Origin of the sequence: Enterobacter sp. HSTU-ASh6 (assembly GCF_026319105.1) — a bacterium.
Taxonomy (GTDB): domain Bacteria; phylum Pseudomonadota; class Gammaproteobacteria; order Enterobacterales; family Enterobacteriaceae; genus Enterobacter; species Enterobacter sichuanensis.
Genome location: NZ_WSPD01000008.1, coordinates 1 through 21,638, shown reverse-complemented (window position 1 = coordinate 21,638; position 21,638 = coordinate 1). Strand labels below are relative to the sequence as shown.

Sequence of the window (21,638 nt, the reverse complement as noted above, 5' to 3'; positions counted from 1 at the left end):
CTGCAAGATTTTCGTAAATCGTTGTTTAGTGGCTACGATGAGCAAAATAGGACAAACAGGTGACAGATAAATGTACGAATTATGACAGTTTTATGACAATGGAAATTTCACTTAAAGACCAGCAAAATAAAGCTTAATTTTCATCGTGTTAGCCGCATTTATGACAAGACATTTTCAGAAGTATTTTCTTTATGTGACACTGAAAAAGTAGCTGAAGATGACAAATTGTCATCAATAAAAACGCGAAAGGATTGATTAAAAACAAACCAGGCGGGGTAAAAAGCTCCACCCGAAGGTGGAGCCTGGAGGGATTATTCTACGGTGACAGATTTCGCCAGGTTACGCGGCTGGTCAACGTCAGTGCCTTTGATCAGCGCAACGTGATAGGCCAGCAGCTGCAGCGGAACGGTGTAGAAGATCGGGGCAATGACCTCTTCTACATGCGGCATCTCGATGATGTGCATGTTGTCGTTGCTGACAAAACCGGCATCTTTGTCGGCGAAGACGTACAGGACACCACCGCGGGCGCGCACTTCTTCGATGTTAGATTTCAGTTTTTCCAGCAGTTCGTTGTTAGGGGCTACAACGATGACCGGCATATCAGCATCAATCAGCGCCAGCGGACCGTGTTTCAGCTCGCCTGCCGCATAGGCTTCAGCGTGGATGTAAGAGATCTCTTTCAGTTTCAGCGCGCCTTCCAGCGCAATCGGATACTGATCGCCACGGCCCAGGAACAGGGCGTGATGTTTGTCAGAGAAATCTTCCGAAAGCCGCTCAATGCGTTTGTCCTGGGAGAGCATCTGCTCAATACGGCTCGGCAACGCCTGCAGACCATGAACGATGTCATGCTCAACAGAGGCATCTTCACCTTTCAGACGCGCCAGTTTCGCCACCAGCATCAGCAGAACCGTCAGCTGAGTAGTAAACGCTTTGGTAGAGGCCACGCCGATTTCAGTGCCGGCTTTAGTCATCAGCGCCAGATCGGATTCACGCACCAGCGAAGAACCCGGAACGTTACAGATGGCCAGAGAGCCCAGGTAACCCAGCTCTTTTGAGAGACGCAGCGCGGCCAGAGTATCTGCCGTTTCACCAGACTGAGAAAGGGTGATCATCAGGCTGTTGCGACGCACCGCGGATTTGCGGTAGCGGAATTCCGAGGCGATTTCGACGTCGCACGGCACGCCCGCCAGGGATTCAAACCAGTAACGAGAGACCATACCGGAGTTGTAGGAGGTGCCGCAGGCTACGATCTGAATGTGCTCAACCTTGCTGAGCAGTTCGTTCGCGTTAGCACCCAGCTCGCTCAGATCCACTTCACCGTGGCTAATGCGCCCGGTCAGGGTATTTTTGATGGCGTTTGGCTGCTCGTAAATCTCTTTCTGCATGTAGTGACGATAAGCGCCTTTGTCGCCCGCGTCGTACTGCAGGTTAGATTCGATCTCCTGGCGTTTCACCTGCTCGCCTTTGGTATCGAATACGGTCACGCTGCGGCGGGTCACTTCCGCGATATCGCCCTCTTCCAGGAAGATAAAGCGACGGGTCACCGGCAGCAGTGCCAGCTGGTCAGAAGCGATAAAGTTTTCACCCATGCCCAGACCGATAACCATTGGACTACCGGAACGCGCGGCCAGCAGCGTGGACGGGTCGCGGGAGTCCATGATCACCGTACCGTACGCACCGCGCAGCTGAGGGATAGCACGCAGCACCGCGTCACGCAGTGTACCGCCCTGCTCCAGCTCCCAGTGCACCAGGTGAGCAATCACTTCGGTGTCGGTTTCAGAGACGAAAGTATAGCCGCGCGCTTTCAGTTCTTCGCGCAGCGGTTCGTGGTTTTCGATAATGCCGTTATGCACCACCACGATGTGTTCAGACACATGCGGGTGCGCGTTGCCTTCTGACGGTTCGCCGTGCGTCGCCCAGCGGGTGTGCGCAATACCGGTACCACCGTGCAGCGGATGTTCTTCCGCGGCCTGGGCCAGCTTCTGCACTTTACCGAGACGGCGCAGACGGGTCATATGACCTTCTGCATCGACAACAGCCAGACCGGCAGAGTCGTAACCACGGTATTCCAGACGACGTAAACCTTCGAGAAGGATTTCAGCAATATCACGCTGCGCAACTGCGCCAACAATTCCACACATAATTTTAGATTCCGAATTTAGGCATGATGCCTGCGTTGTCGCTGACCTGTATTTGCCCTTTCCGGGCGCCCCGAGCCTTGTAGAGAGTGGGGTTATTTTTATGGGTACTGCCTGTGGGGGGAGATATATATTTACCTCCTCACCCGGGTTTGCCTGATGACGGCTACGCCTTATCAGGCCTACTCAATCGTAGGGCGGGTAAGCGTAGCGCCACCCGCCTTGTTGTTACTTTTTCTTCACCGGGCGTTTCCAGCCCTGCTTGTGTACCTGCGGTACGCGGCTTAATACCAGCTCGTTATCCGCGACGTCACGTGTCACCGTCGTTCCGGCAGCAATCGTTACGCCGTTACCCACGGTCACCGGTGCCACCAGCTGAGTGTCTGAGCCAACGAACACATCATTACCGATGATGGTTTTAAACTTATTCGCGCCGTCATAATTACAGGTGATTGTGCCTGCGCCAATATTGACGTTGTCACCAATTTCCGCGTCGCCCAGATAGGTTAAATGACCGGCTTTTGAGCCTTTACCCAGACGCGCTTTTTTCATCTCAACGAAGTTACCCACGTGAGCGCCTTCCAGCAGCTCAGCGCCAGGACGCAGACGTGCAAATGGTCCAATGGTACAAGCCGCATCCAGACGGGCATCTTCCACCACGCTGTAGGGGCTAATTTCGCAATCGTCACCGATGACGCTGTTTTTAATCACGCAGCCAGCACCAATTTTGACGCGGTTGCCCAGCGTGACATGACCTTCCAGGATAACGTTAGTATCAATTTCAACGTCGCGCCCGTGAGATAACGTGCCACGCAGGTCGAAACGTGCCGGATCGCGCAGCATCACGCCAGCCAGAAGGAGTTTCTCGGCCTGTTCGGACTGATAAACGCGCTCAAGGCGGGAAAGTTGAAGACGGTTGTTCACCCCTTCGGTTTCGCTGATACGTGCCGGTTGTACCGCCACAATCTCGCGCCCTTCCTGGTACGCCATCGCAATGATGTCGGTGATGTAGTATTCACCCTGCGCGTTGTTGTTGTTGAGTTTCGACAACCAGCGTTTTAAATCAGCACCATTAGCAATCAGGATACCGGTGTTGATCTCCTGAATCTCGCGCTGTTCGTCGCTGGCATCTTTGTGTTCAACGATCCCCGTTACGTTGCCGTTTTCACGGGTAATTCGACCGTAACCGGTTGGATCGTCCAGCACGACGGTTAACAAACCAATACCGCCTTGCGGTTTGGCATCGCGCAGACGCGTCAGCGTATCGGTAGCGATCAGCGGGACGTCGCCGTACAGCATCAGAATGTCTTCGTCATCCGCAAAGAAAGGTGCGGCCTGCTGCATTGCATGACCAGTACCCAGCTGTTCAGCCTGAAGTACCCAGTTGAGCTTGTCGTCGCTTAGCGTCTTTTTAAGCAGATCGCCACCGTGGCCGTAGACCAGGTGAACCTGACGGGCGCCCAATTCATTAGCGGCATCAATAACATGCTGCACCATTGGCTTTCCTGCCAGTGTATGAAGCACTTTAGGCAGATCGGAATACATGCGGGTACCTTTGCCTGCGGCAAGGATCACCACGCTCATCGCACTGTTTGACATACGCATCCTGACGGTAGTTTGAGTGAGAAGTAAAAACGTTTGATGCTTAAAATTCTACATCTTTTTCATCATGAATTAAGCGCCAAAAAAAAAGCCAGCCTGGTATCCAGACTGGCTTTTGTGCTTTTCAAGCCGGTGTTACATCGCTTTTTTGGTCAACTCGATAACGCGCAGTTTCGCGATCGCTTTGGCCAGCTCCGCAGACGCCTGAGCGTAATCCACGTCACCATGAGAGCTGCTAATGTGCTCTTCAGCCTTACGCTTCGATTCCAGGGCTCGCGCTTCGTCGAGATCCTGGCCACGAATAGCGGTATCGGCCAGAACGGTCACACTGCCAGGCTGCACTTCAAGAATGCCGCCGGACAGATAGATAAACTCTTCGTGACCGAACTGTTTAACGATGCGGATCATACCAGGCTTAATGGCGGTGAGCAGCGGTGCGTGACCCGGGAAAATACCCAGCTCACCTTCACTACCCGTTACCTGGATTTTCTCGACCAGACCAGAGAACATTTGTTGCTCTGCGCTGACGACGTCCAGGTGGTAAGTCATTGCCATATCACCCTCCGATTAAGGCGTTAAAGTTTTTTGGCTTTTTCCACAGCTTCTTCGATGGAACCAACCATGTAGAACGCCTGCTCTGGCAGGTGATCGTATTCGCCTTCCATGATGCCTTTAAAGCCACGGATGGTGTCTTTCAGGGAAACGTATTTACCTGGAGAACCGGTGAATACTTCCGCAACGAAGAACGGCTGGGACAGGAAGCGCTGGATCTTACGCGCACGAGCTACCACCAGTTTGTCTTCTTCAGACAGTTCATCCATACCCAGGATGGCGATGATGTCTTTCAGTTCCTGGTAACGCTGCAGCAGGGACTGTACGCCACGCGCGGTGTCGTAGTGTTCCTGACCAACAACCAGTGGATCCAGCTGACGGCTGGTGGAGTCCAGCGGGTCAACGGCCGGGTAGATACCCAGAGACGCGATCTGACGGCTCAGTACCACGGTTGCATCTAAGTGCGCAAAGGTGGTGGCTGGAGATGGGTCAGTCAAGTCATCCGCAGGTACGTATACCGCCTGAACGGAGGTGATAGAACCGGTTTTGGTAGAGGTGATACGTTCCTGAAGAACACCCATCTCTTCCGCCAGAGTCGGCTGATAACCTACCGCTGAAGGCATACGACCCAGCAGTGCAGATACTTCCGTACCGGCCAGGGTGTAACGATAGATGTTATCGACGAACAGCAGAACGTCACGGCCTTCGTCACGGAACTTCTCAGCCATCGTCAGGCCAGTCAGCGCAACGCGCAGACGGTTTCCTGGTGGCTCGTTCATCTGACCGTAAACCAGGGATACTTTGTCCAGAACGTTGGAGTCGGTCATTTCGTGGTAGAAGTCGTTACCCTCACGAGTACGTTCACCTACGCCCGCAAATACGGAGTAACCGGAGTGCTCGATCGCGATGTTACGGATCAGCTCCATCATGTTTACGGTTTTACCTACACCCGCACCACCGAACAGACCCACTTTACCGCCCTTCGCAAACGGACACATCAGGTCGATAACTTTGATGCCGGTTTCCAGCAGTTCCTGAGAGCTGGACAGCTCTTCGTAGGAAGGTGCCGCGCGGTGGATAGCCCAACGCTCTTCTTCACCGATGTCGCCTTTCATGTCGATTGGTTGACCCAATACGTTCATGATACGACCCAGTGTTGCTTTACCTACCGGGACTTCGATCGGATGCTCAAGGTCTTTTACTTCCAGACCACGACGCAGACCGTCGGAAGAACCCATCGCGATGGTACGCACGATACCGCCGCCGAGCTGCTGCTGAACTTCCAGCACCAGGCTCTCGTTACCATTCTGTACCTCAAGCGCGTCGTACACGCGTGGTACGGCGTCCTGAGGGAACTCGACGTCCACCACGGCGCCGATTACCTGGACAATCTTTCCAGTAGCCATCTTGAATCCTCTACGTAATTCGTAAACCTGGTTAAACCGCGGCGGCCCCCGAGACGATCTCGGTGAGTTCCTGAGTAATGCTGGCCTGACGAGCTTTGTTGTAAACCAACTGCAGCTCTTTAATCAGGCTGCCGCCATTATCGGTCGCGGCTTTCATCGCCACCATTCGTGCGGCCTGCTCGCTGGCCAGGTTTTCTACAACGCCCTGATAAACCTGTGATTCAACGTAACGGCGCAGCAGGGTATCCAGCAGCGGTTTCGGATCGGGTTCATACAGGTAATCCCAGGCTTTTTGCTTCAGCTCGTCATCTTCTGATGCCGGTAACGGCAGCATCTGAGTGAGCGTTGGAACCTGAGACATGGTGTTAATGAATTTGTTGCTGACAACGTACAGTCTGTCCAGACGGCCTTCATCATAAGCCTGCAACATCACTTTAACCGGGCCGATCAGTTCGGACAGGGACGGGTTATCACCCATACCGGTCACCTGAGCGACAATGTTGCCACCAACGGAGTTAAAGAAAGAGACGCCTTTAGAGCCGATCAATGCGAGATCGCACTGAACGCCTTTTTCAGACCATGCTTTCATATCCGCCAGCAGTTTTTTGAACAGGTTAATGTTCAAGCCGCCACACAGACCACGGTCGGTCGACACCACCAGGTAGCCCACGCGCTTAACGTCGCGTTCTTCCAGGTAAGGGTGCTTATATTCCAGATTACCGTTTGCAAGGTGACCAATCACTTTGCGCATGGTTTCTGCATAAGGACGGCTGGCCGCCATGCGATCCTGCGATTTACGCATTTTGGAAGCGGCGACCATCTCCATCGCTTTAGTGATCTTTTGCGTGTTCTGGACGCTTGCGATCTTACTACGTATCTCTTTTGCGCCGGCCATGAGCTTCTCCTCAATGCCAGGCGGCTTGTCCTGAGACAAGCCGCCGGACGATTACCAGGATTGGGTTGCTTTGAAGGAATCGAGGATAGCTTTCAGCTTGCCTTCGATTTCGTCGTTATAGCCACCGGTCTGGTTGATCTCTTGCATCAGCGGAGCGTGATCACGGTCAGCGTAAGCCAGCAGAGCGGCTTCGAAGCTACCGATTTTCGCCAGTTCCACATCTTCGAGGTAACCGCGTTCAGCCGCGAACAGTACCAGGCCTTGCTGAGCAACAGACATTGGTGCGTACTGTTTCTGCTTCAGCAGCTCGGTCACTTTCTGACCGTGGCTCAGCTGTTTACGGGTTGCTTCGTCCAGATCGGATGCGAACTGAGAGAACGCAGCCAGTTCACGATACTGTGCCAGCGCGGTACGGATACCACCGGACAGTTTCTTGATGATCTTGGTCTGAGCAGCACCACCAACACGGGATACGGAGATACCCGGGTTAACTGCCGGACGAATACCGGAGTTAAACAGGTTGGTTTCCAGGAAGATCTGACCATCGGTAATGGAGATTACGTTGGTCGGAACGAACGCAGAAACGTCACCCGCCTGGGTTTCAATGATCGGCAGCGCGGTCAGAGAGCCCGTTTTACCCTTCACTTCACCTTTGGTGAAGTTCTCGACGTATTCCGCGTTAACGCGGGAAGCACGCTCCAGCAGACGAGAGTGGAGGTAGAATACGTCGCCAGGGAACGCTTCACGTCCAGGTGGACGACGGAGCAGCAGGGAAACCTGACGATAAGCAACAGCCTGTTTAGACAGGTCATCGTATACGATCAGCGCATCTTCACCGCGGTCACGGAAGTATTCGCCCATTGCGCAACCGGCGTATGGTGCCAGGTATTGCAGTGCAGCAGATTCAGAAGCAGTCGCCACAACAACAATGGTGTTAGCCAGTGCGCCGTGCTCTTCCAGTTTACGAACCACGTTAGAAATGGTGGACGCTTTCTGGCCGATGGCCACGTACACACATTTGATGCCGGAATCACGCTGGTTGATGATGGCGTCGATTGCCATCGCGGTTTTACCGGTCTGACGGTCACCGATGATCAGTTCACGCTGACCACGACCGATTGGGATCATGGCATCAACGGACTTATAACCTGTCTGAACAGGCTGATCTACGGACTGACGGTCGATAACGCCTGGTGCGATAACTTCGATTGGGGAGAAGCCATCGTGCTCAACCGGACCTTTACCGTCGATTGGCGCACCCAGGGTGTTAACAACGCGACCCAGCAGGCCACGGCCAACCGGCACTTCCAGAATACGGCCAGTACACTTAACCTTCATGCCTTCGGCGAGGTCAGCGTATGGACCCATCACAACGGCACCTACAGAGTCGCGCTCCAGGTTCAGTGCGATAGCGTAACGGTTACCCGGCAGGGAAATCATCTCACCCTGCATACAATCGGCCAGGCCGTGGATGCGGATAACACCGTCACTTACAGAAACAATAGTACCTTCGTTGTGAGCTTCGCTCACAACATTGAACTGAGCAATGCGCTGCTTGATCAGTTCGCTGATTTCGGTGGAATTCAGTTGCATGCTCCAGTCCCCTTAAGACTGCAAGACGTCTGCAAGGCGCTCAAGACGGCCGCGTACGCTGCCATCAATGACCATATCACCCGAGCGGATGATTACGCCTGCCATTACAGACTTATCGATTTTGCAATTCAGCTTAACTTTGCGTGACAGACGTTTTTCCATCGCGGCGGTAATTTTCGCAAGCTGTTCATGACTCAGTTCAGTCGCAGAAGTGACTTCAACTTCAGCGGTAGCTTCACTAAGGGCACGTAAGTGCTCAAACTGCTCGAGAACATCCGGGAGCACACGGAGACGACCATTTTCTGCCATCACCTTGATCAGGTTCTGGCCGTTGGCATCCAGTTGCTCTCCGCACACGGCGATAAACGACGCGGCGAGAGTTTCAGGTGCTAACGCACCGGAAAGCAACTCGGCCATTTGTTCGTTTTTCGTCACCTCAGCGGCAAACGCCAGCATATTCTGCCAGCGATCGACATTTTGGTGTTCGACAGCAAAGTCAAAAGCTGCTTTGGCGTAGGGGCGAGCTACCGTAACAAATTCAGACATCAGCCCCTCCCTCCTTACAGTTCAGCGACAAGTTTGTCCACGATGTCGCTGTTAGCAGCTTCATCCACGGAACGTTCGATGATCTTCTCGGCGCCAGCAACAGCCAGAATCGCAACCTGCTTACGCAGTTCTTCACGAGCACGTTTACGCTCAGCTTCAATTTCAGCCTGAGCCTGTGTCACGATCTTAGTACGTTCCTGTTCTGCTTCAGCTTTGGCTTCGTCCAGGATCTGCGAACGGCGTTTGTTAGCCTGTTCGATGATAACCTGAGCTTCCGCTTTCGCTTTTTTCAGCTGGTCTGTCGCGTTGGCCTGTGCAAGGTCCAAATCTTTCTTAGCGCGTTCTGCAGAAGCCAGACCGTCAGCAATTTCTTTCTGACGTTTTTCGATGGCAGCCATTAAAGGCGGCCATACATACTTCATGCAGAACCAGACAAAGAGAATAAACGCGATGGCCTGGCCGAGGATTGTTGCGTTCATGTTCACAGCACAATACCTCTTTAATTTCTGTGGCTTAGGGTTTTAAAACTACTACTACGCGACAGCAAACATCACGTACAGACCCAGACCTACAGCGATCATTGGGATAGCATCCACCAGACCCATAACGATAAAGAACTGAGTACGCAGCAGAGGAATCAGATCAGGTTGACGCGCAGCGCCTTCCAGGAATTTGCCCCCGAGGATGCCGATACCGATCGCAGCACCGATAGCCGCCAGACCCATCATCACAGCGGCAGCCATGTACAGCAGATCCATATTCAGGTTTTCCATGACAGTCTCCAGTTTGTTTCAATTAAAACGTAGTAGTGTTGGTAAAAAATCAGTGCTCTTCAGACGCCATCGACAGATAGACGATCGTCAGAACCATGAAGATAAAGGCTTGCAGCGTAATGATCAGGATGTGGAAAATGGCCCACGGCACATTCAGAACCCACTGTGACCACCACGGCAGAAGACCCGCGATCAGAATGAAAATCAGCTCACCCGCATACATGTTGCCGAACAGTCGCAGACCCAGTGAAACAGGTTTGGACAGCAGGCTAACGCCTTCCAGAATCAGGTTGACCGGAATAAACGCCCAGTGGTTGAACGGCTGCAAGGTAAGCTCTTTCACAAAGCCGCTTACGCCTTTCATTTTGATGCTGTAGAAAAGAATCAGGATAAACACGCCCAGCGCCATCGACAGGGTGATGTTCACGTCAGCAGACGGAACCACGCGCAGCGCAGGCAGGCCGAAGATGTGCTCGCCGATAAACGGCAGCAGATCGATAGGCAGCAGGTCCATCAGGTTCATCAGGAAGACCCAAACGAACACGGTCAGGGCCAGCGGAGCAATCAGCTTGCTCTTACCATGGTACATGTCTTTCACGCTGCCATGGACGAAGCCGATGATCATTTCGATGAATGTCTGGAATTTCCCTGGTACACCGCTGGTCGCTCTTTTAGCAACACCGCGGAACATGGCCAGGAACAGAAGACCCAAAACCACCGAGAAGAACATGGAGTCGATGTTGATCGTCCAGAAGGTGGCCGGGGGGTTATGTGGATCCACCAGCGAGAATGTACGCAGGTCCAGCTGAAGGTTATTCAGATGGTGACCTATGTAATCCTGCGGCGTCATATTTTCTGAAGCCATGATGCCTTTTACCCTTTGTTATTGATTACAGCTGGAGCCAGAACTTGTACCACCAGCACCAAAACCCACGTTGCTATCAGCGGCATGAAGACCACTTTCAAAACCGCCAGCGCCATCACCAGTAGAGCAAAGGTCAGCAACACCTTACACACTTCGCCGAGGGCGAAGGACCAGGCCACGCGGCCTTTGGCGGGTGTATGCGCCTGATGACGCCAGGCAAAAATCATAAACAACACGTTTGGCAGCACAACCGCCAAACCCCCGCACACGGCGGAGATGCCCCAGAAGGGGTCTTTGAGGCTAAACAGCAGTCCACTTGCTATCACAGCCAGAAACTGAATGAACAGAAGCTTACGAGCAACGTTTCTACTCAAGAGCGACACAGACATCACGTTTTTACTCCTGCTCCCTTCGAGGTATGCCGCGTGTCGTATAAAACGTCCTTTAAGGCTCAGAGTCAAGCATCAAAAAGCGGTCAAATTATACGGTGCGCACCCGTGATTTCAAACATTAAGTAGCGAAAAGGTGAATAAATGTTTAAATATTTTTCCCCACCGCTATTTTTTAACTTTCGCGCAAAGCACCAACCTTCGACCAAAACTGCAAACAGCGCGAAAACGTTGGCGATAAAGCGTGCACGGGATCACAAAACACACATTTGCGATAAGGTTGTATTTATCAAAGGCGCAAATCGTGAAAATTTATCTTTATGAAATTAAACGCAAAACACCGTAACTATTTTCAAAACAGCCCGGTACACAATAAAAACCTTTTATTGACATTCTTAATAAATAATTAACATTGCGTTCTGGTTACTGCCTTCCACTTTTAGCAGACTTATATTTTCACAGATGACTATCTTCACGGAAAATAACCGCCGCCACGTTAACCGTAAGAAAAACCTTAGTGAAAAAGAGGTTAACGGCTCACCGATAAATCCCCATGAGTTGTGCTGTTTTTTAACATGGTCAGAACAGCACAAATTCCACATTTTTTATTAATTTTTTAAAAATTGTTTGGCTTAATTATCACCAGATGACGCTCACCTTCGAGCTGAGGAATGTGTAATTTCTCAATAGACTCGACCGCAAAACCGTCCGGAAGCTGTTCAATTTCCTCGCCAGGTAACTGTCCTTTCAGCGCATAAAAACGGCCATGCTCTGCCGGTAAATGCTTACACCAGCTCACCATGTCATTAAGAGAAGCAAAGGCACGGCTGATAACCCCGTCAAACGGCGGCTCCGCCGGGAACTCCTCTACCCTGCTCTGCACGGGCGTGATGTTCTCAAGCTTCAGCTCATGCTGTACCTGACGTAAAAAGCGCACGCGCTTGCCAAGGCTGTCCAGTAGCGTGAAATGGCTATCAGGACGAACAATCGACAGCGGAATCCCCGGCAGACCCGGGCCCGTGCCCACATCGATAAAACGCTCACCGTTCAGATACGGCGCCACCACGATGCTGTCGAGAATATGGCGAACCAGCATCTCGTTAGGGTCCCGAACAGACGTCAGATTGTACGCTTTGTTCCATTTGTTCAGCATATCGACATAGGCCACCAACTGAGTTTTCTGGTGATCGGTGAGCGAAATACCTGCCTGATCCAGCAGACGAGAGAGTTTATTGAGCACGGTGAATACCTGTTGAGATGCTAACTGGCGGGTGGCGCTTCGCTAACCCGCCCTACGGGTTCAGTAGGCCCGGTAAGCGCAGCGCCACCGGGCGATGTTCAAACATTACGCGCTGCGGCGCAGCATGCCCTGCTTTTTCAGCCACACCAGCAGGATCGAAATTGCGGCGGGGGTGACACCGGAGATACGGGATGCCTGGCCGATCGACACCGGCTTATGATCGTTCAGCTTGGCGATCACTTCGTTGGAAAGGCCTGTCACCTGACGGTAGTCCAGCATTTCCGGCAGAAGCGTATTTTCGTTACGCTGCTGTTTTTCAATCTCATCCTGCTGACGCGCGATGTAACCTTCGTATTTCACCTGGATTTCAACCTGCTCTGCCGCTTCAGCGTCTTCCAGGCCTGGCGCAAACGCGGTGAGTTTCACCAGATTTTCATAGGTCACTTCCGGGCGACGCAGCAGATCTTCGCCGCTGGCTTCGCGAGAGAGCGGCGCAGTTAAGTGAGCGTTCACTTCAGCTGCTGTTTCCGCCTGCGGATTAACCCATGTCGTTTTCAGGCGCTGACGTTCCTGCTCGATACGCTCCAGTTTCTCGTTGAAGCGTGCCCAGCGTTCGTCATCCACCAGACCCAGCTCACGGCCGATTTCGGTCAGACGCAGGTCGGCGTTATCTTCACGCAGCATCAGGCGATATTCCGCGCGAGAAGTAAACATACGGTACGGCTCTTTGGTACCCAGGGTGCAGAGGTCGTCAACCAGCACGCCCAGATAGGCCTGAGAACGGCCTGGCGCCCAACCCTCTTTCTCGGCTGAGAAACGTGCAGCGTTCAGACCGGCAAGCAGGCCCTGTGCCGCCGCTTCTTCGTAACCGGTGGTACCGTTAATCTGGCCCGCGAAGAACAGACCGTGGATGAATTTGCTCTCCAGGGTTGGCTTCAGGTCACGTGGATCGAAGAAATCGTACTCAATAGCGTAGCCAGGGCGAACGATTTTTGCGTTCTCCATCCCCTGCATTGAACGAACAATTTGCATCTGAACATCGAATGGCAGGCTGGTGGAGATACCGTTCGGGTAAATTTCGTTCGAGGTGAGCCCTTCAGGCTCAAGGAAGATCTGATGCTGGTTACGATCGGCGAAGCGCATCACTTTGTCTTCGATCGACGGGCAGTAGCGCGGGCCGATCCCTTCGATCACGCCGGCATACATTGGGCTGCGATCGAGGTTATTGCGGATTACATCGTGGGTTTTCTCGTTGGTGTGCGTGATGTAGCACGGGACCTGTTGCGGATGCTGCGCCGCATTGCCCATAAACGAGAAGACCGGCATTGGGTTATCACCGTGCTGTTGCGCCAGCACGCTAAAATCAATGGTGCGCGCATCAATACGCGGAGGCGTACCGGTTTTCAGGCGACTGACACGCAGCGGCAGTTCACGCAGACGGCGAGACAGCGGGATAGAGGGCGGATCGCCGGCACGGCCACCGCTGTAGTTATCCAGACCGATATGTATTTTACCATCAAGGAATGTCCCCACGGTCAACACCACGGCCTTCGCACGGAATTTGAGGCCCATCTGGGTCACCGCGCCAACGACGCGATCGTTCTCGACGATAAGATCTTCAACAGCCTGCTGGAAGATCATCAGATTCGGCTGGTTCTCCAGGGCAGTTCGTACCGCCTGACGGTAGAGCACGCGGTCTGCCTGCGCACGGGTCGCGCGCACAGCGGGACCTTTGCTCGCGTTTAGTATCCTAAACTGGATGCCTGCATGATCGATCGCTTTCGCCATCAGGCCGCCAAGTGCATCCACTTCTTTTACCAGGTGTCCTTTCCCAATGCCGCCAATCGCCGGATTACAGGACATTTGTCCCAGCGTGTCGATATTGTGTGTCAAAAGCAGGGTCTGCTGACCCATACGCGCTGCGGCCATTGCGGCCTCAGTGCCTGCGTGACCCCCGCCAATGATGATGACGTCAAAAGGATCCTGATAAAACATGGTGGTCTGCCTCGCGTAAAGCGGTATGAAAATGGATTGAAGCCCGGGCCGTGGATTCTACTCAACTTTAGTCTTTCGAGAAAGCATTGGGATCCTGGGCTATTAAAAAGAAGATCTTTTTATTTAGAGATCTGTTCTATTGTGATCTCTTATTAGGATCGCGAACCTGTGTGGATAAGTCCGATCTCATAAAGAAGATCATGCAGTTAGAAAGGATCGTTTGCTGTGAATGATCGGTGATCCTGGCCAGTATAAGCTGGGATCAGATCGCGACTTTATACACAGGTCAAAATCGACGCTACGGTTGTTCTTTGGATAACTACGGGTTAATACGAGCTTTTAACCAGAGTTACCCACATCCGTTCGCACGATCTTTAATCGTTTTTGAGTAAATTTTTCCATTCCGCGAGCCAGATCTCTGCCGGATCTTCCGGAATGTCATGATCGAGGATGTTGATCTTGAGGGTTTCACCCAACTGTTTTGCCCCACAAGCGGTAACAGCGGCTTCAACTTTCTCGATAGCCCCGCAGAAAGTGTCATATTCACGGCTGCCGATCCCCACTGCGCCAAAACGGACGTTTGACAGGTCAGGCTGTTGTTCCAGCAGTTCGTCATATAAAGGTTGCAGGTTATCCGGCAGATCGCCCGCGCCGTGCGTGGAGGTAATCAGCAGCCAGACACCGTCAGTCGGGAGATCTTCAAGCAACGGGCCGTGCAGGGTTTGTGTGGAAAAGCCCGCATCTTCCAGCTTTTCAGCCAGATGTTCCGCTACGTATTCCGCACCACCAAGGGTGCTGCCGCTGATAAGGGTAATGTCCGCCATTGATCGCTCGCTCAGATAAAGAGACGGCCATTGTACGCTGTGAACGAGCTGGGATCTACCTGTGGAAAATGTGGGAATGAATTTGCCCGATCACGGGCGGATGGTACGCATGATCGGGTTTTGCAGGGAGATCAGTGTCTCGGTGGACTGAATTTCATCGATTGTTTGGATCTTGTTGATAAGTACCTGCTGGAGGGCATCGATGGATCGGCACATGACTTTAATAAAGATGCTGTAGTGCCCGGTGGTGTAGTAGGCCTCGGTGACTTCATCCAACGCGTTCAGCTTCGCCAGTGCAGAAGGATAGTCTTTGGCGCTTTTAAGAATAATGCCAATGAAACAGCACACGTCATAACCCAGCTGCTTAGGGCTGACGTCAATACGCGCACCGGTAATGATCCCCGCCTGCTTCATCTTTTCTACGCGAACGTGAATGGTGCCGGGGCTGACGCCAAACTGTTTCGCCAGTTCGGCGTAGGCGGTACGGGCATTAGCCATTAACGCCTCCAGAATGCCGCGGTCGAGATTGTCGATCTGATAATTTTCCATAGCTTTTTCTTATGAAGATTAATGATTCCCTCTATTCTAGCGTCTTATTTTGACGAATCAAAAGTGAAGTGGGCTTTTTGTTGATGGGTTATTGAATAAGGTGGCATTTCTGTTGCTTAATCAATACCAACAGGACGCAGGAGTATAAATAATGAAAACCGCTTATATCGCAAAACAACGCCAGATCAGTTTCGTTAAATCCCATTTTTCCCGCCAGCTGGAAGAGAAGCTTGGGCTGATTGAAGTCCAGGCTCCAATCCTTAGCCGCGTGGGTGACGGGACCCAGGATAACCTCTCTGGATGCGAAAAAGCGGTACAGGTAAAAGTGAAAACACTGCCAGATGCCCAGTTCGAAGTGGTTCATTCCCTTGCGAAATGGAAGCGTCAAACCCTGGGACAACACGACTTCAGCGCGGGCGAAGGGCTCTACACGCATATGAAAGCCCTTCGTCCCGATGAAGACCGCCTGTCTCCCATTCATTCCGTGTACGTTGACCAGTGGGACTGGGAACTCGTCATGGGGGATGGCGAGCGTCACGTGGGGACGCTGAAATCTACCGTTGAAGCGATCTATGCCGGGATCAAAGCCACCGAAGCGGCCGTAAGCAAAGAGTTTGGTCTGGCACCGTTTCTGCCGGAGTCGATCCACTTTGTTCACAGCCAGGAACTGCTGAGTCGTTTCCCGGATCTGGATGCCAAAGGCCGTGAACGGGCGATCGCCAAAGAGCTGGGCGCGGTGTTCCTTATCGGTATCGGTGGCAAATTGTCTGATGGTAAACGCCACGACGTGCGTGCGCCGGATTATGATGACTGGAGCACCCCGGGCGAGCGCGACTATGCTGGTCTGAACGGCGATATTCTGGTCTGGAACCCGGTGCTGGAAGACGCGTTCGAGCTCTCTTCTATGGGGATCCGCGTGGATGCTGACGCGCTCAAGCGCCAGCTGGCGGTGACCGGTGATGAAGATCGTCTCACATTAGAGTGGCATCAGGCGCTGCTGCGTGGCGAAATGCCGCAGACCATAGGCGGCGGTATTGGCCAGTCCCGCCTGACTATGCTGCTGCTTCAGTTGCCGCATATCGGTCAGGTTCAGTGCGGGGTCTGGCCGCAGCAGGTACGCGAAAGCGTCGGCTCTCTTCTGTAATTAACGCTGCCAGCGTCTGAGCAGGCGGCTACGTAACCCGGTATCAAAGCGCCAGATATGATCGAAGATGCGCATGATGCCGGGTTTTCCATGGGCGGACATAGCCACCGCGTGGAAACGATGCTGATGTACCCGCTGCAACTCCTTCACTTTACTGACCACATCATCCGGCAGCCGCTGGGCAATAAAATCAGAAATCACCACCGCGTCAGCGTCGTACCAGTCGCCACCCTGCATGCGTTCCACAATGCTGCGAAAACAGCTGGCCAGATCGGTACCGCCGCGAAAACGCTGGCTTAAAAAGCGGATCGCCTGTTCGAGCCCCTGCTGGTTCGTCAGTTCATAACCCACCACTTCGCTGGAGAAAAGCATGATGAAGCAGCGACGGCGATCGGCCAGCGCCACGCGCATCAGTGCCAGACAGAACGCCTTCGCACACTGCTCGTTAAACCCGCCCATCGATCCGGATGTATCCACGCAAACAATGAATGGCCCGCGCGGCTGTTCATCAAAATCCTGATGAACGACCGGCCGCTGGCTGACTTTCTCACGCCAGGCTTCGCCGTGCAGGCGATAGGTAAGCAGCTGCTTTTCCACCAGCCGACGGTAAAATTCATACTCCAGCTCGGTCATCCCGAGTGTGCTCAGCTCCGTCGGCAGCAGACGTAAAATGTCATCGCTCTGCTGGAGCCCGTCAACCTGTTCGGGCACGGTAGCCGGTTCGCGCACCAGGGTGCGGAAAGTTTCCATTGGGGCATCTTTCTTTGGGACCGATTTTGCCTCCCTGGAGCGGCCCAGCTGTTCTGCAAGCTTCATCAGCTCGGGCTGCTGCGCCAGAAAATCCCCGTACCTGACGATCAGCTGATAGTCCCCGCGCCGCAGCTGACCGGCGCTCATATCCCAGAGTCGTCCGGCGGCGTTCTCATTTTCCACCAGCACCTGCTCCAGCTGGCCGCTTAAGGTCATGCGTTCCTGCACTTCGCTGAGCAGTTGCTCACGCTCTTCATCCAGCAACTGCTGGTTGAGGGTTGTGGCCTGCACCACCAGGCTGAGGCGCCAGCGCTGTAAAAAGAGCGTGTGCAGCGCAGGGGTAAAGGTGGCGTTATCCGTGACCAGCGCCCGGGCCTGGCTGGCGAACGGCGAGTGAACGTTATCGAGCAGCGTCAGGGTTTGCGGGAGCTGAACGATAAACTGCGACGTGGAGAGCCGCTGGCACTGCTGGTAACAGGCTACCTCTTCCGTTAACTCAGGAGGCACTTCGGTCTCTTTAAACCGCTGACGCAGGTTTTCCCGCCAGCGTGGGAGATCGTCCGTCATCGCTTTTTTAAGCTTCGGAAATTTTTCAAAGAAGGCTGCCAGCTGCGGCGAAGCAAGAAGGGTAATCACCACCTCTTCGATCAACCCTTCCTCGCTGACGGCCAGCATGACGTTAAGCGTATCCAGAGTTAGCATTGACGCGCCTGTTTGATCTGCGCGCTGACATCCTGCAGGCTGGCTTCGATGCGACCTAACCAGTCGCTATGAATAAAGAGGCATTTTTGCTGCTCGCTGAAGCGGGTGTGCTGGTGGTGCCATTCTGTATCCAGCGCTTCCAGCTGTTGCTTAATCTCTTCGGGAACGCTGTCTGAGGCGGTGCCAGGAAGCGCAAGACGCGATCCCTGCAGGCTGACGTCGCGGATCACCAGATGCTGGCTACTGTCCACTTCCATATTAAGCGGCTGCGCGAAACCGATGCCGTTGAGTTTTCCCCGGATCTCTCCGCCCTTATCCAGCCACTGGGCCAGCGCCTCACGCTCAAGCGTAATGTGCACGACCTGCATGTCATGCAGCTTGAGCGGCTGCTGAAGCAACAGCGTCAGCGTCGGGCTGGTCAGTTCAGCGGGTAACTCATAGTGCGGTTTACGGGCGAACATTCCCCCCAGACGATTCACTTTCAGCGCGGTTTTATCGCTTTGTTGCTGCTGGAGCTGAATGCGCCGCTGGGCGATGGCCCCCAGCTGGTTGAGCATCGCCTGCTGCCCCCAGGCGTGTCCGGTCATCAAAACCTCAAGCTGCTGCTGCATCAGGTTCATGCCTTCTGCATCGTGCCAGAGGCAATCTTTCAGCAGGATCAGGTCGATGGGCGCAACGGCATCACGCCCGCTGAACAGGGCGCTGGCCTGCAGAAGGCGGATTGCTTTTTTCCAGCGACGATCGGAGACGTAGGGCGCCGAGGGAAGGAGATCGAGCTGCTGACGCAGGAGGTAGATCAGCTCAAAGACCGCGTCCGGCAGTTTGATTTTGCCAATGTCCTGCTGCCACTGGTGATACTCCTCATCCGTCACCTGCAGTGAAGGGGCAACCGGGTTTTCATTCTCATCCTGCTGGCTGACCAGCATGGAACGGAAATTGGATTTATCCTGCACTTTGTCCAGCCACAGGCGGATCAGCATACGGTCATACAGCGCTTCCAGGCTGCTGTCGGCTTCAGGCAGTTCGTTTGAGGCGGCCACCAGCAGGCGCATCGGGATTTTCTCTTCGCTGGCGCCGTTGCGGAACCGACGTTCGTTTATCGCTGTGAGAAGGGTGTTCAGAATCGCCGGTCCCGCTTTCCAGATCTCATCGAGGAAAACAATCTCCGCCTCCGGAAGATACCCCTCGGTCAAACGCTGATAACGCCCCTCATCTTTCAGCGCCTGGATGGAAAGCGGGCCGAAAACTTCTTCAGGGGTAGAGAATCGGGTCATCAGGTATTCGAAGGCGCGGGCATTCTGAAAAGCAAACTTTAACCTGCGGGCTATCAGGCTCTTGGCAATGCCTGGGGGGCCGAGCAGAAACACGCTTTCCCCGCTCAACGCCGCCAGCAAACAGAGGCGGATGGCGTGGCTACGCTCGAAAAGGCCTTTCTCCAGCGCGCTGCTGAGGCGGGAAATTCTTTCTGCTAATAAATGTGAGTGAGCCATAATAGTTTTGCATCCTTTCGCCGTCGTGGCGGCCAATTGAAGCGAGTATAGACGTTTCAGTCAGGGCTGGTAATAGACTGAAGTGCGGCGCAATTTTCTTTGCGCTACATTAATGCGGTTGCATTTAGGGGTTCGATTTTGCAACGAATCGTGCATACTGTGCGCTTTTTGTGGACCAAGGGACCAGGAACACATTTGTTATTCAAACGAAAAGACTAGTCTATGAGCACTGATAATAAGCAATCATTACCCGCAATAACGCTTGCGGCGATCGGGGTTGTCTACGGTGATATCGGCACCAGCCCGCTTTATACGCTTCGTGAATGTTTGTCCGGCCAGTTTGGCTTTGGTGTTGAACGCGATGCCGTATTTGGCTTCCTGTCCCTCATCTTCTGGCTGCTGATCCTGGTGGTTTCTGTTAAATATCTCTCCTTCGTGATGCGGGCGGATAACGCAGGTGAAGGTGGGATCCTGACGTTGATGTCGCTGGCCGGGCGTAACACCTCGGCCAGAATGACCTCTGTGCTGGTCATTATCGGTCTGATTGGCGGCAGCTTCTTCTACGGGGAAGTGGTGATAACGCCGGCTATTTCGGTGCTCTCGGCAATAGAGGGGCTGGAGATTATCGCGCCGCAGCTCGATACGTGGGTGGTTCCGCTGGCAATCATCGTTCTGACGCTGCTGTTTGTGATCCAGAAGCACGGTACCGGGCTGGTAGGGAAACTGTTCGCACCGATTATGCTGGCCTGGTTCCTGATCCTGGCAGCGCTTGGTTTACGCAGCATTATCGCTAACCCGGAAGTGCTGCATGCGCTGAACCCCTACTGGGCGGTGCATTTCTTCCTCGAGTATAAAGTGGTCTCCTTCGTTGCGCTGGGGGCGGTCGTGCTCTCCATCACCGGCGTTGAAGCGCTGTATGCCGACATGGGGCACTTTGGGAAACTGCCTATCCGTGTGGCATGGTTTATCGTGGTGCTGCCGTCGCTGGTGCTGAACTATTTCGGTCAGGGGGCGCTGTTGCTCAAAAACCCGGAAGCGATTAAGAACCCGTTCTTCCTGCTGGCGCCAGACTGGGCGCTGGTACCGATGCTGATCCTGGCGACGCTGGCGACAGTCATTGCCTCTCAGGCGGTGATTTCCGGGGTGTTCTCGCTGACGCGCCAGGCTGTGCGTCTGGGGTACCTCTCACCGATGCGCATTATCCATACCTCAGAGATGGAGTCGGGTCAGATCTACATCCCGTTCGTTAACTGGCTGCTCTATTTCGCGGTAGTAATTGTGATCGTCAGCTTCGAGCACTCCAGCAACCTGGCGGCGGCGTACGGTATCGCCGTAACGGGAACCATGGTGCTGACGTCCCTGCTCTCCACCACGGTGGCGTACCGAAACTGGCACTGGAATAAATTCCTTGTGGCAATGATTCTGGTGGGCTTCCTCTGTATCGACGTGCCGCTGTTCTCGGCAAACCTCGACAAGATTGTTTCTGGTGGCTGGCTGCCGCTGACGCTGGGTCTGGTGATGTTCATCGTTATGACCACATGGAAGAGCGAGCGTTTCCGTCTGCTGCGCCGTATGCATGAGCACGGAAATTCTCTTGAGGCGATGATTGCTTCACTGGAAAAATCACCGCCGGTTCGCGTGCCGGGTACGGCGGTATACATGTCTCGAGCCCTGAACGTGATTCCGTTTGCGTTGATGCATAACCTCAAGCACAACAAGGTCCTGCATGAACGCGTCATTCTGCTGACGCTGCGCACCGAAGATGCGCCGTATGTACACAACGTTCGCCGGGTGCAGATCGAGCAGTTGTCACCGACCTTCTGGCGCGTGGTGGCGAGCTACGGCTGGCGTGAAACGCCAAACGTGGAAGAGGTATTCCACCGCTGTGGTCTGGAAGGGCTGAGTTGCCGGATGATGGAGACGTCATTCTTTATGTCGCACGAGTCGCTGATCATCGGCAAACGCCCGTGGTATCTGCGCCTGCGCGGCAAGCTGTACCTTATCCTGCAGCGTAACGCCCTGCGTGCGCCTGACCAGTTCGAGATCCCGCCTAACCGCGTGATTGAGCTGGGAACGCAGGTCGAGATTTAAGTCTCCGTGCGGCCTGATGCCCTTGTATGTTTAAAGTCACTTCAGTTACCCGTCAACAGACGGGTAAACTGTCACTGAGTTTGACCTGATGCCA

Annotated in this window: 19 protein-coding genes; 2 read left to right on the top strand and 17 right to left on the bottom strand. The window is 53.7% G+C overall.

From position 1 onward, the window contains the following. Positions 1-311: 311 nt before the first annotated feature. From glmS to asnC, 15 genes are all read right to left on the bottom strand, one after another. On the bottom strand, positions 312-2,141 hold the full coding sequence (gene glmS / locus GM298_RS11485; protein WP_266154132.1) for a glutamine--fructose-6-phosphate transaminase (isomerizing): 1,830 nt from the start codon (positions 2,139-2,141) through the stop codon (positions 312-314). A gap of 225 nt (positions 2,142-2,366) precedes the next feature. Next, on the bottom strand, positions 2,367-3,737 hold the full coding sequence (gene glmU, locus GM298_RS11480) for a bifunctional UDP-N-acetylglucosamine diphosphorylase/glucosamine-1-phosphate N-acetyltransferase GlmU (protein WP_025756960.1): 1,371 nt from the start codon (positions 3,735-3,737) through the stop codon (positions 2,367-2,369). A 138-nt stretch (positions 3,738-3,875) separates the two neighbouring features. Then, entirely contained in the window at positions 3,876-4,295 is a 420-nt protein-coding gene (locus tag GM298_RS11475) for a F0F1 ATP synthase subunit epsilon (RefSeq protein WP_006177560.1), read from the bottom strand. 20 nt (positions 4,296-4,315) lie between these two features. Next, positions 4,316-5,698, bottom strand: a complete 1,383-nt coding sequence (atpD, locus tag GM298_RS11470) for a F0F1 ATP synthase subunit beta (RefSeq protein ID WP_003862362.1) — start codon at positions 5,696-5,698, stop codon at positions 4,316-4,318. A gap of 31 nt (positions 5,699-5,729) precedes the next feature. Continuing rightward, complete coding sequence (gene atpG, locus GM298_RS11465) at positions 5,730-6,593, bottom strand: F0F1 ATP synthase subunit gamma (RefSeq protein WP_025756959.1); 864 nt, start codon at positions 6,591-6,593, stop codon at positions 5,730-5,732. A gap of 51 nt (positions 6,594-6,644) precedes the next feature. After that, the gene (gene atpA / locus GM298_RS11460) at positions 6,645-8,186 is read right to left on the bottom strand and encodes a F0F1 ATP synthase subunit alpha (protein ID WP_025756958.1); all 1,542 of its coding nucleotides are present in this window, start codon (positions 8,184-8,186) and stop codon (positions 6,645-6,647) included. A gap of 12 nt (positions 8,187-8,198) precedes the next feature. Next, a complete protein-coding gene (gene atpH / locus GM298_RS11455; RefSeq protein ID WP_013099407.1) occupies positions 8,199-8,732 on the bottom strand; it encodes a F0F1 ATP synthase subunit delta in 534 nt (177 codons plus the stop codon). A 14-nt stretch (positions 8,733-8,746) separates the two neighbouring features. Beyond that, a complete protein-coding gene (atpF, locus tag GM298_RS11450; RefSeq protein ID WP_003862370.1) occupies positions 8,747-9,217 on the bottom strand; it encodes a F0F1 ATP synthase subunit B in 471 nt (156 codons plus the stop codon). A 48-nt stretch (positions 9,218-9,265) separates the two neighbouring features. Then, complete coding sequence (gene atpE / locus GM298_RS11445) at positions 9,266-9,505, bottom strand: F0F1 ATP synthase subunit C (RefSeq protein WP_000429386.1); 240 nt, start codon at positions 9,503-9,505, stop codon at positions 9,266-9,268. Between the two features lie 49 nt (positions 9,506-9,554). Further along, complete coding sequence (gene atpB, locus GM298_RS11440; protein WP_008500193.1) at positions 9,555-10,370, bottom strand: F0F1 ATP synthase subunit A; 816 nt, start codon at positions 10,368-10,370, stop codon at positions 9,555-9,557. A gap of 8 nt (positions 10,371-10,378) precedes the next feature. Further along, positions 10,379-10,759 carry a F0F1 ATP synthase subunit I gene (atpI, locus tag GM298_RS11435; protein ID WP_008500194.1) on the bottom strand — a complete coding sequence of 127 codons (381 nt, stop codon included), beginning with the start codon at positions 10,757-10,759 and terminating at the stop codon, positions 10,379-10,381. A 616-nt stretch (positions 10,760-11,375) separates the two neighbouring features. Beyond that, a complete protein-coding gene (gene rsmG, locus GM298_RS11430) occupies positions 11,376-11,999 on the bottom strand; it encodes a 16S rRNA (guanine(527)-N(7))-methyltransferase RsmG (protein ID WP_025756957.1) in 624 nt (207 codons plus the stop codon). Between the two features lie 105 nt (positions 12,000-12,104). Next, positions 12,105-13,994: a tRNA uridine-5-carboxymethylaminomethyl(34) synthesis enzyme MnmG gene (gene mnmG, locus GM298_RS11425; RefSeq protein ID WP_045285347.1), complete on the bottom strand. Its 1,890-nt coding sequence runs from the start codon at positions 13,992-13,994 to the stop codon at positions 12,105-12,107. A gap of 374 nt (positions 13,995-14,368) precedes the next feature. After that, positions 14,369-14,818 (bottom strand): FMN-binding protein MioC, encoded by a 450-nt coding sequence (mioC, locus tag GM298_RS11420; RefSeq protein ID WP_003862381.1) that lies wholly within the window; start codon positions 14,816-14,818, stop codon positions 14,369-14,371. A gap of 90 nt (positions 14,819-14,908) precedes the next feature. Then, positions 14,909-15,367, bottom strand: coding sequence for a transcriptional regulator AsnC (gene asnC, locus GM298_RS11415; RefSeq protein ID WP_008500198.1), 459 nt, complete (start codon positions 15,365-15,367; stop codon positions 14,909-14,911). A 151-nt stretch (positions 15,368-15,518) separates the two neighbouring features. Between asnC and asnA the strand changes: the two genes are divergently transcribed. Next, on the top strand, positions 15,519-16,511 hold the full coding sequence (asnA, locus tag GM298_RS11410) for an aspartate--ammonia ligase (RefSeq protein WP_266154131.1): 993 nt from the start codon (positions 15,519-15,521) through the stop codon (positions 16,509-16,511). Here asnA and viaA read toward each other — a convergent pair whose 3' ends face one another. Together viaA and ravA are read right to left on the bottom strand one after the other, a co-directional pair. After that, entirely contained in the window at positions 16,512-17,963 is a 1,452-nt protein-coding gene (viaA, locus tag GM298_RS11405) for an ATPase RavA stimulator ViaA (RefSeq protein ID WP_025756954.1), read from the bottom strand. Further along, positions 17,957-19,453 carry an ATPase RavA gene (ravA, locus tag GM298_RS11400; RefSeq protein WP_266154130.1) on the bottom strand — a complete coding sequence of 499 codons (1,497 nt, stop codon included), beginning with the start codon at positions 19,451-19,453 and terminating at the stop codon, positions 17,957-17,959. Before ravA ends, viaA begins: the two co-directional genes overlap by 7 nt. A 222-nt stretch (positions 19,454-19,675) precedes the next feature. On the opposite strand from ravA, the gene kup reads away from it, so the two are divergent. Continuing rightward, the gene (gene kup, locus GM298_RS11395; RefSeq protein ID WP_008500202.1) at positions 19,676-21,544 is read left to right on the top strand and encodes a low affinity potassium transporter Kup; all 1,869 of its coding nucleotides are present in this window, start codon (positions 19,676-19,678) and stop codon (positions 21,542-21,544) included. Positions 21,545-21,638: the final 94 nt, after the last annotated feature.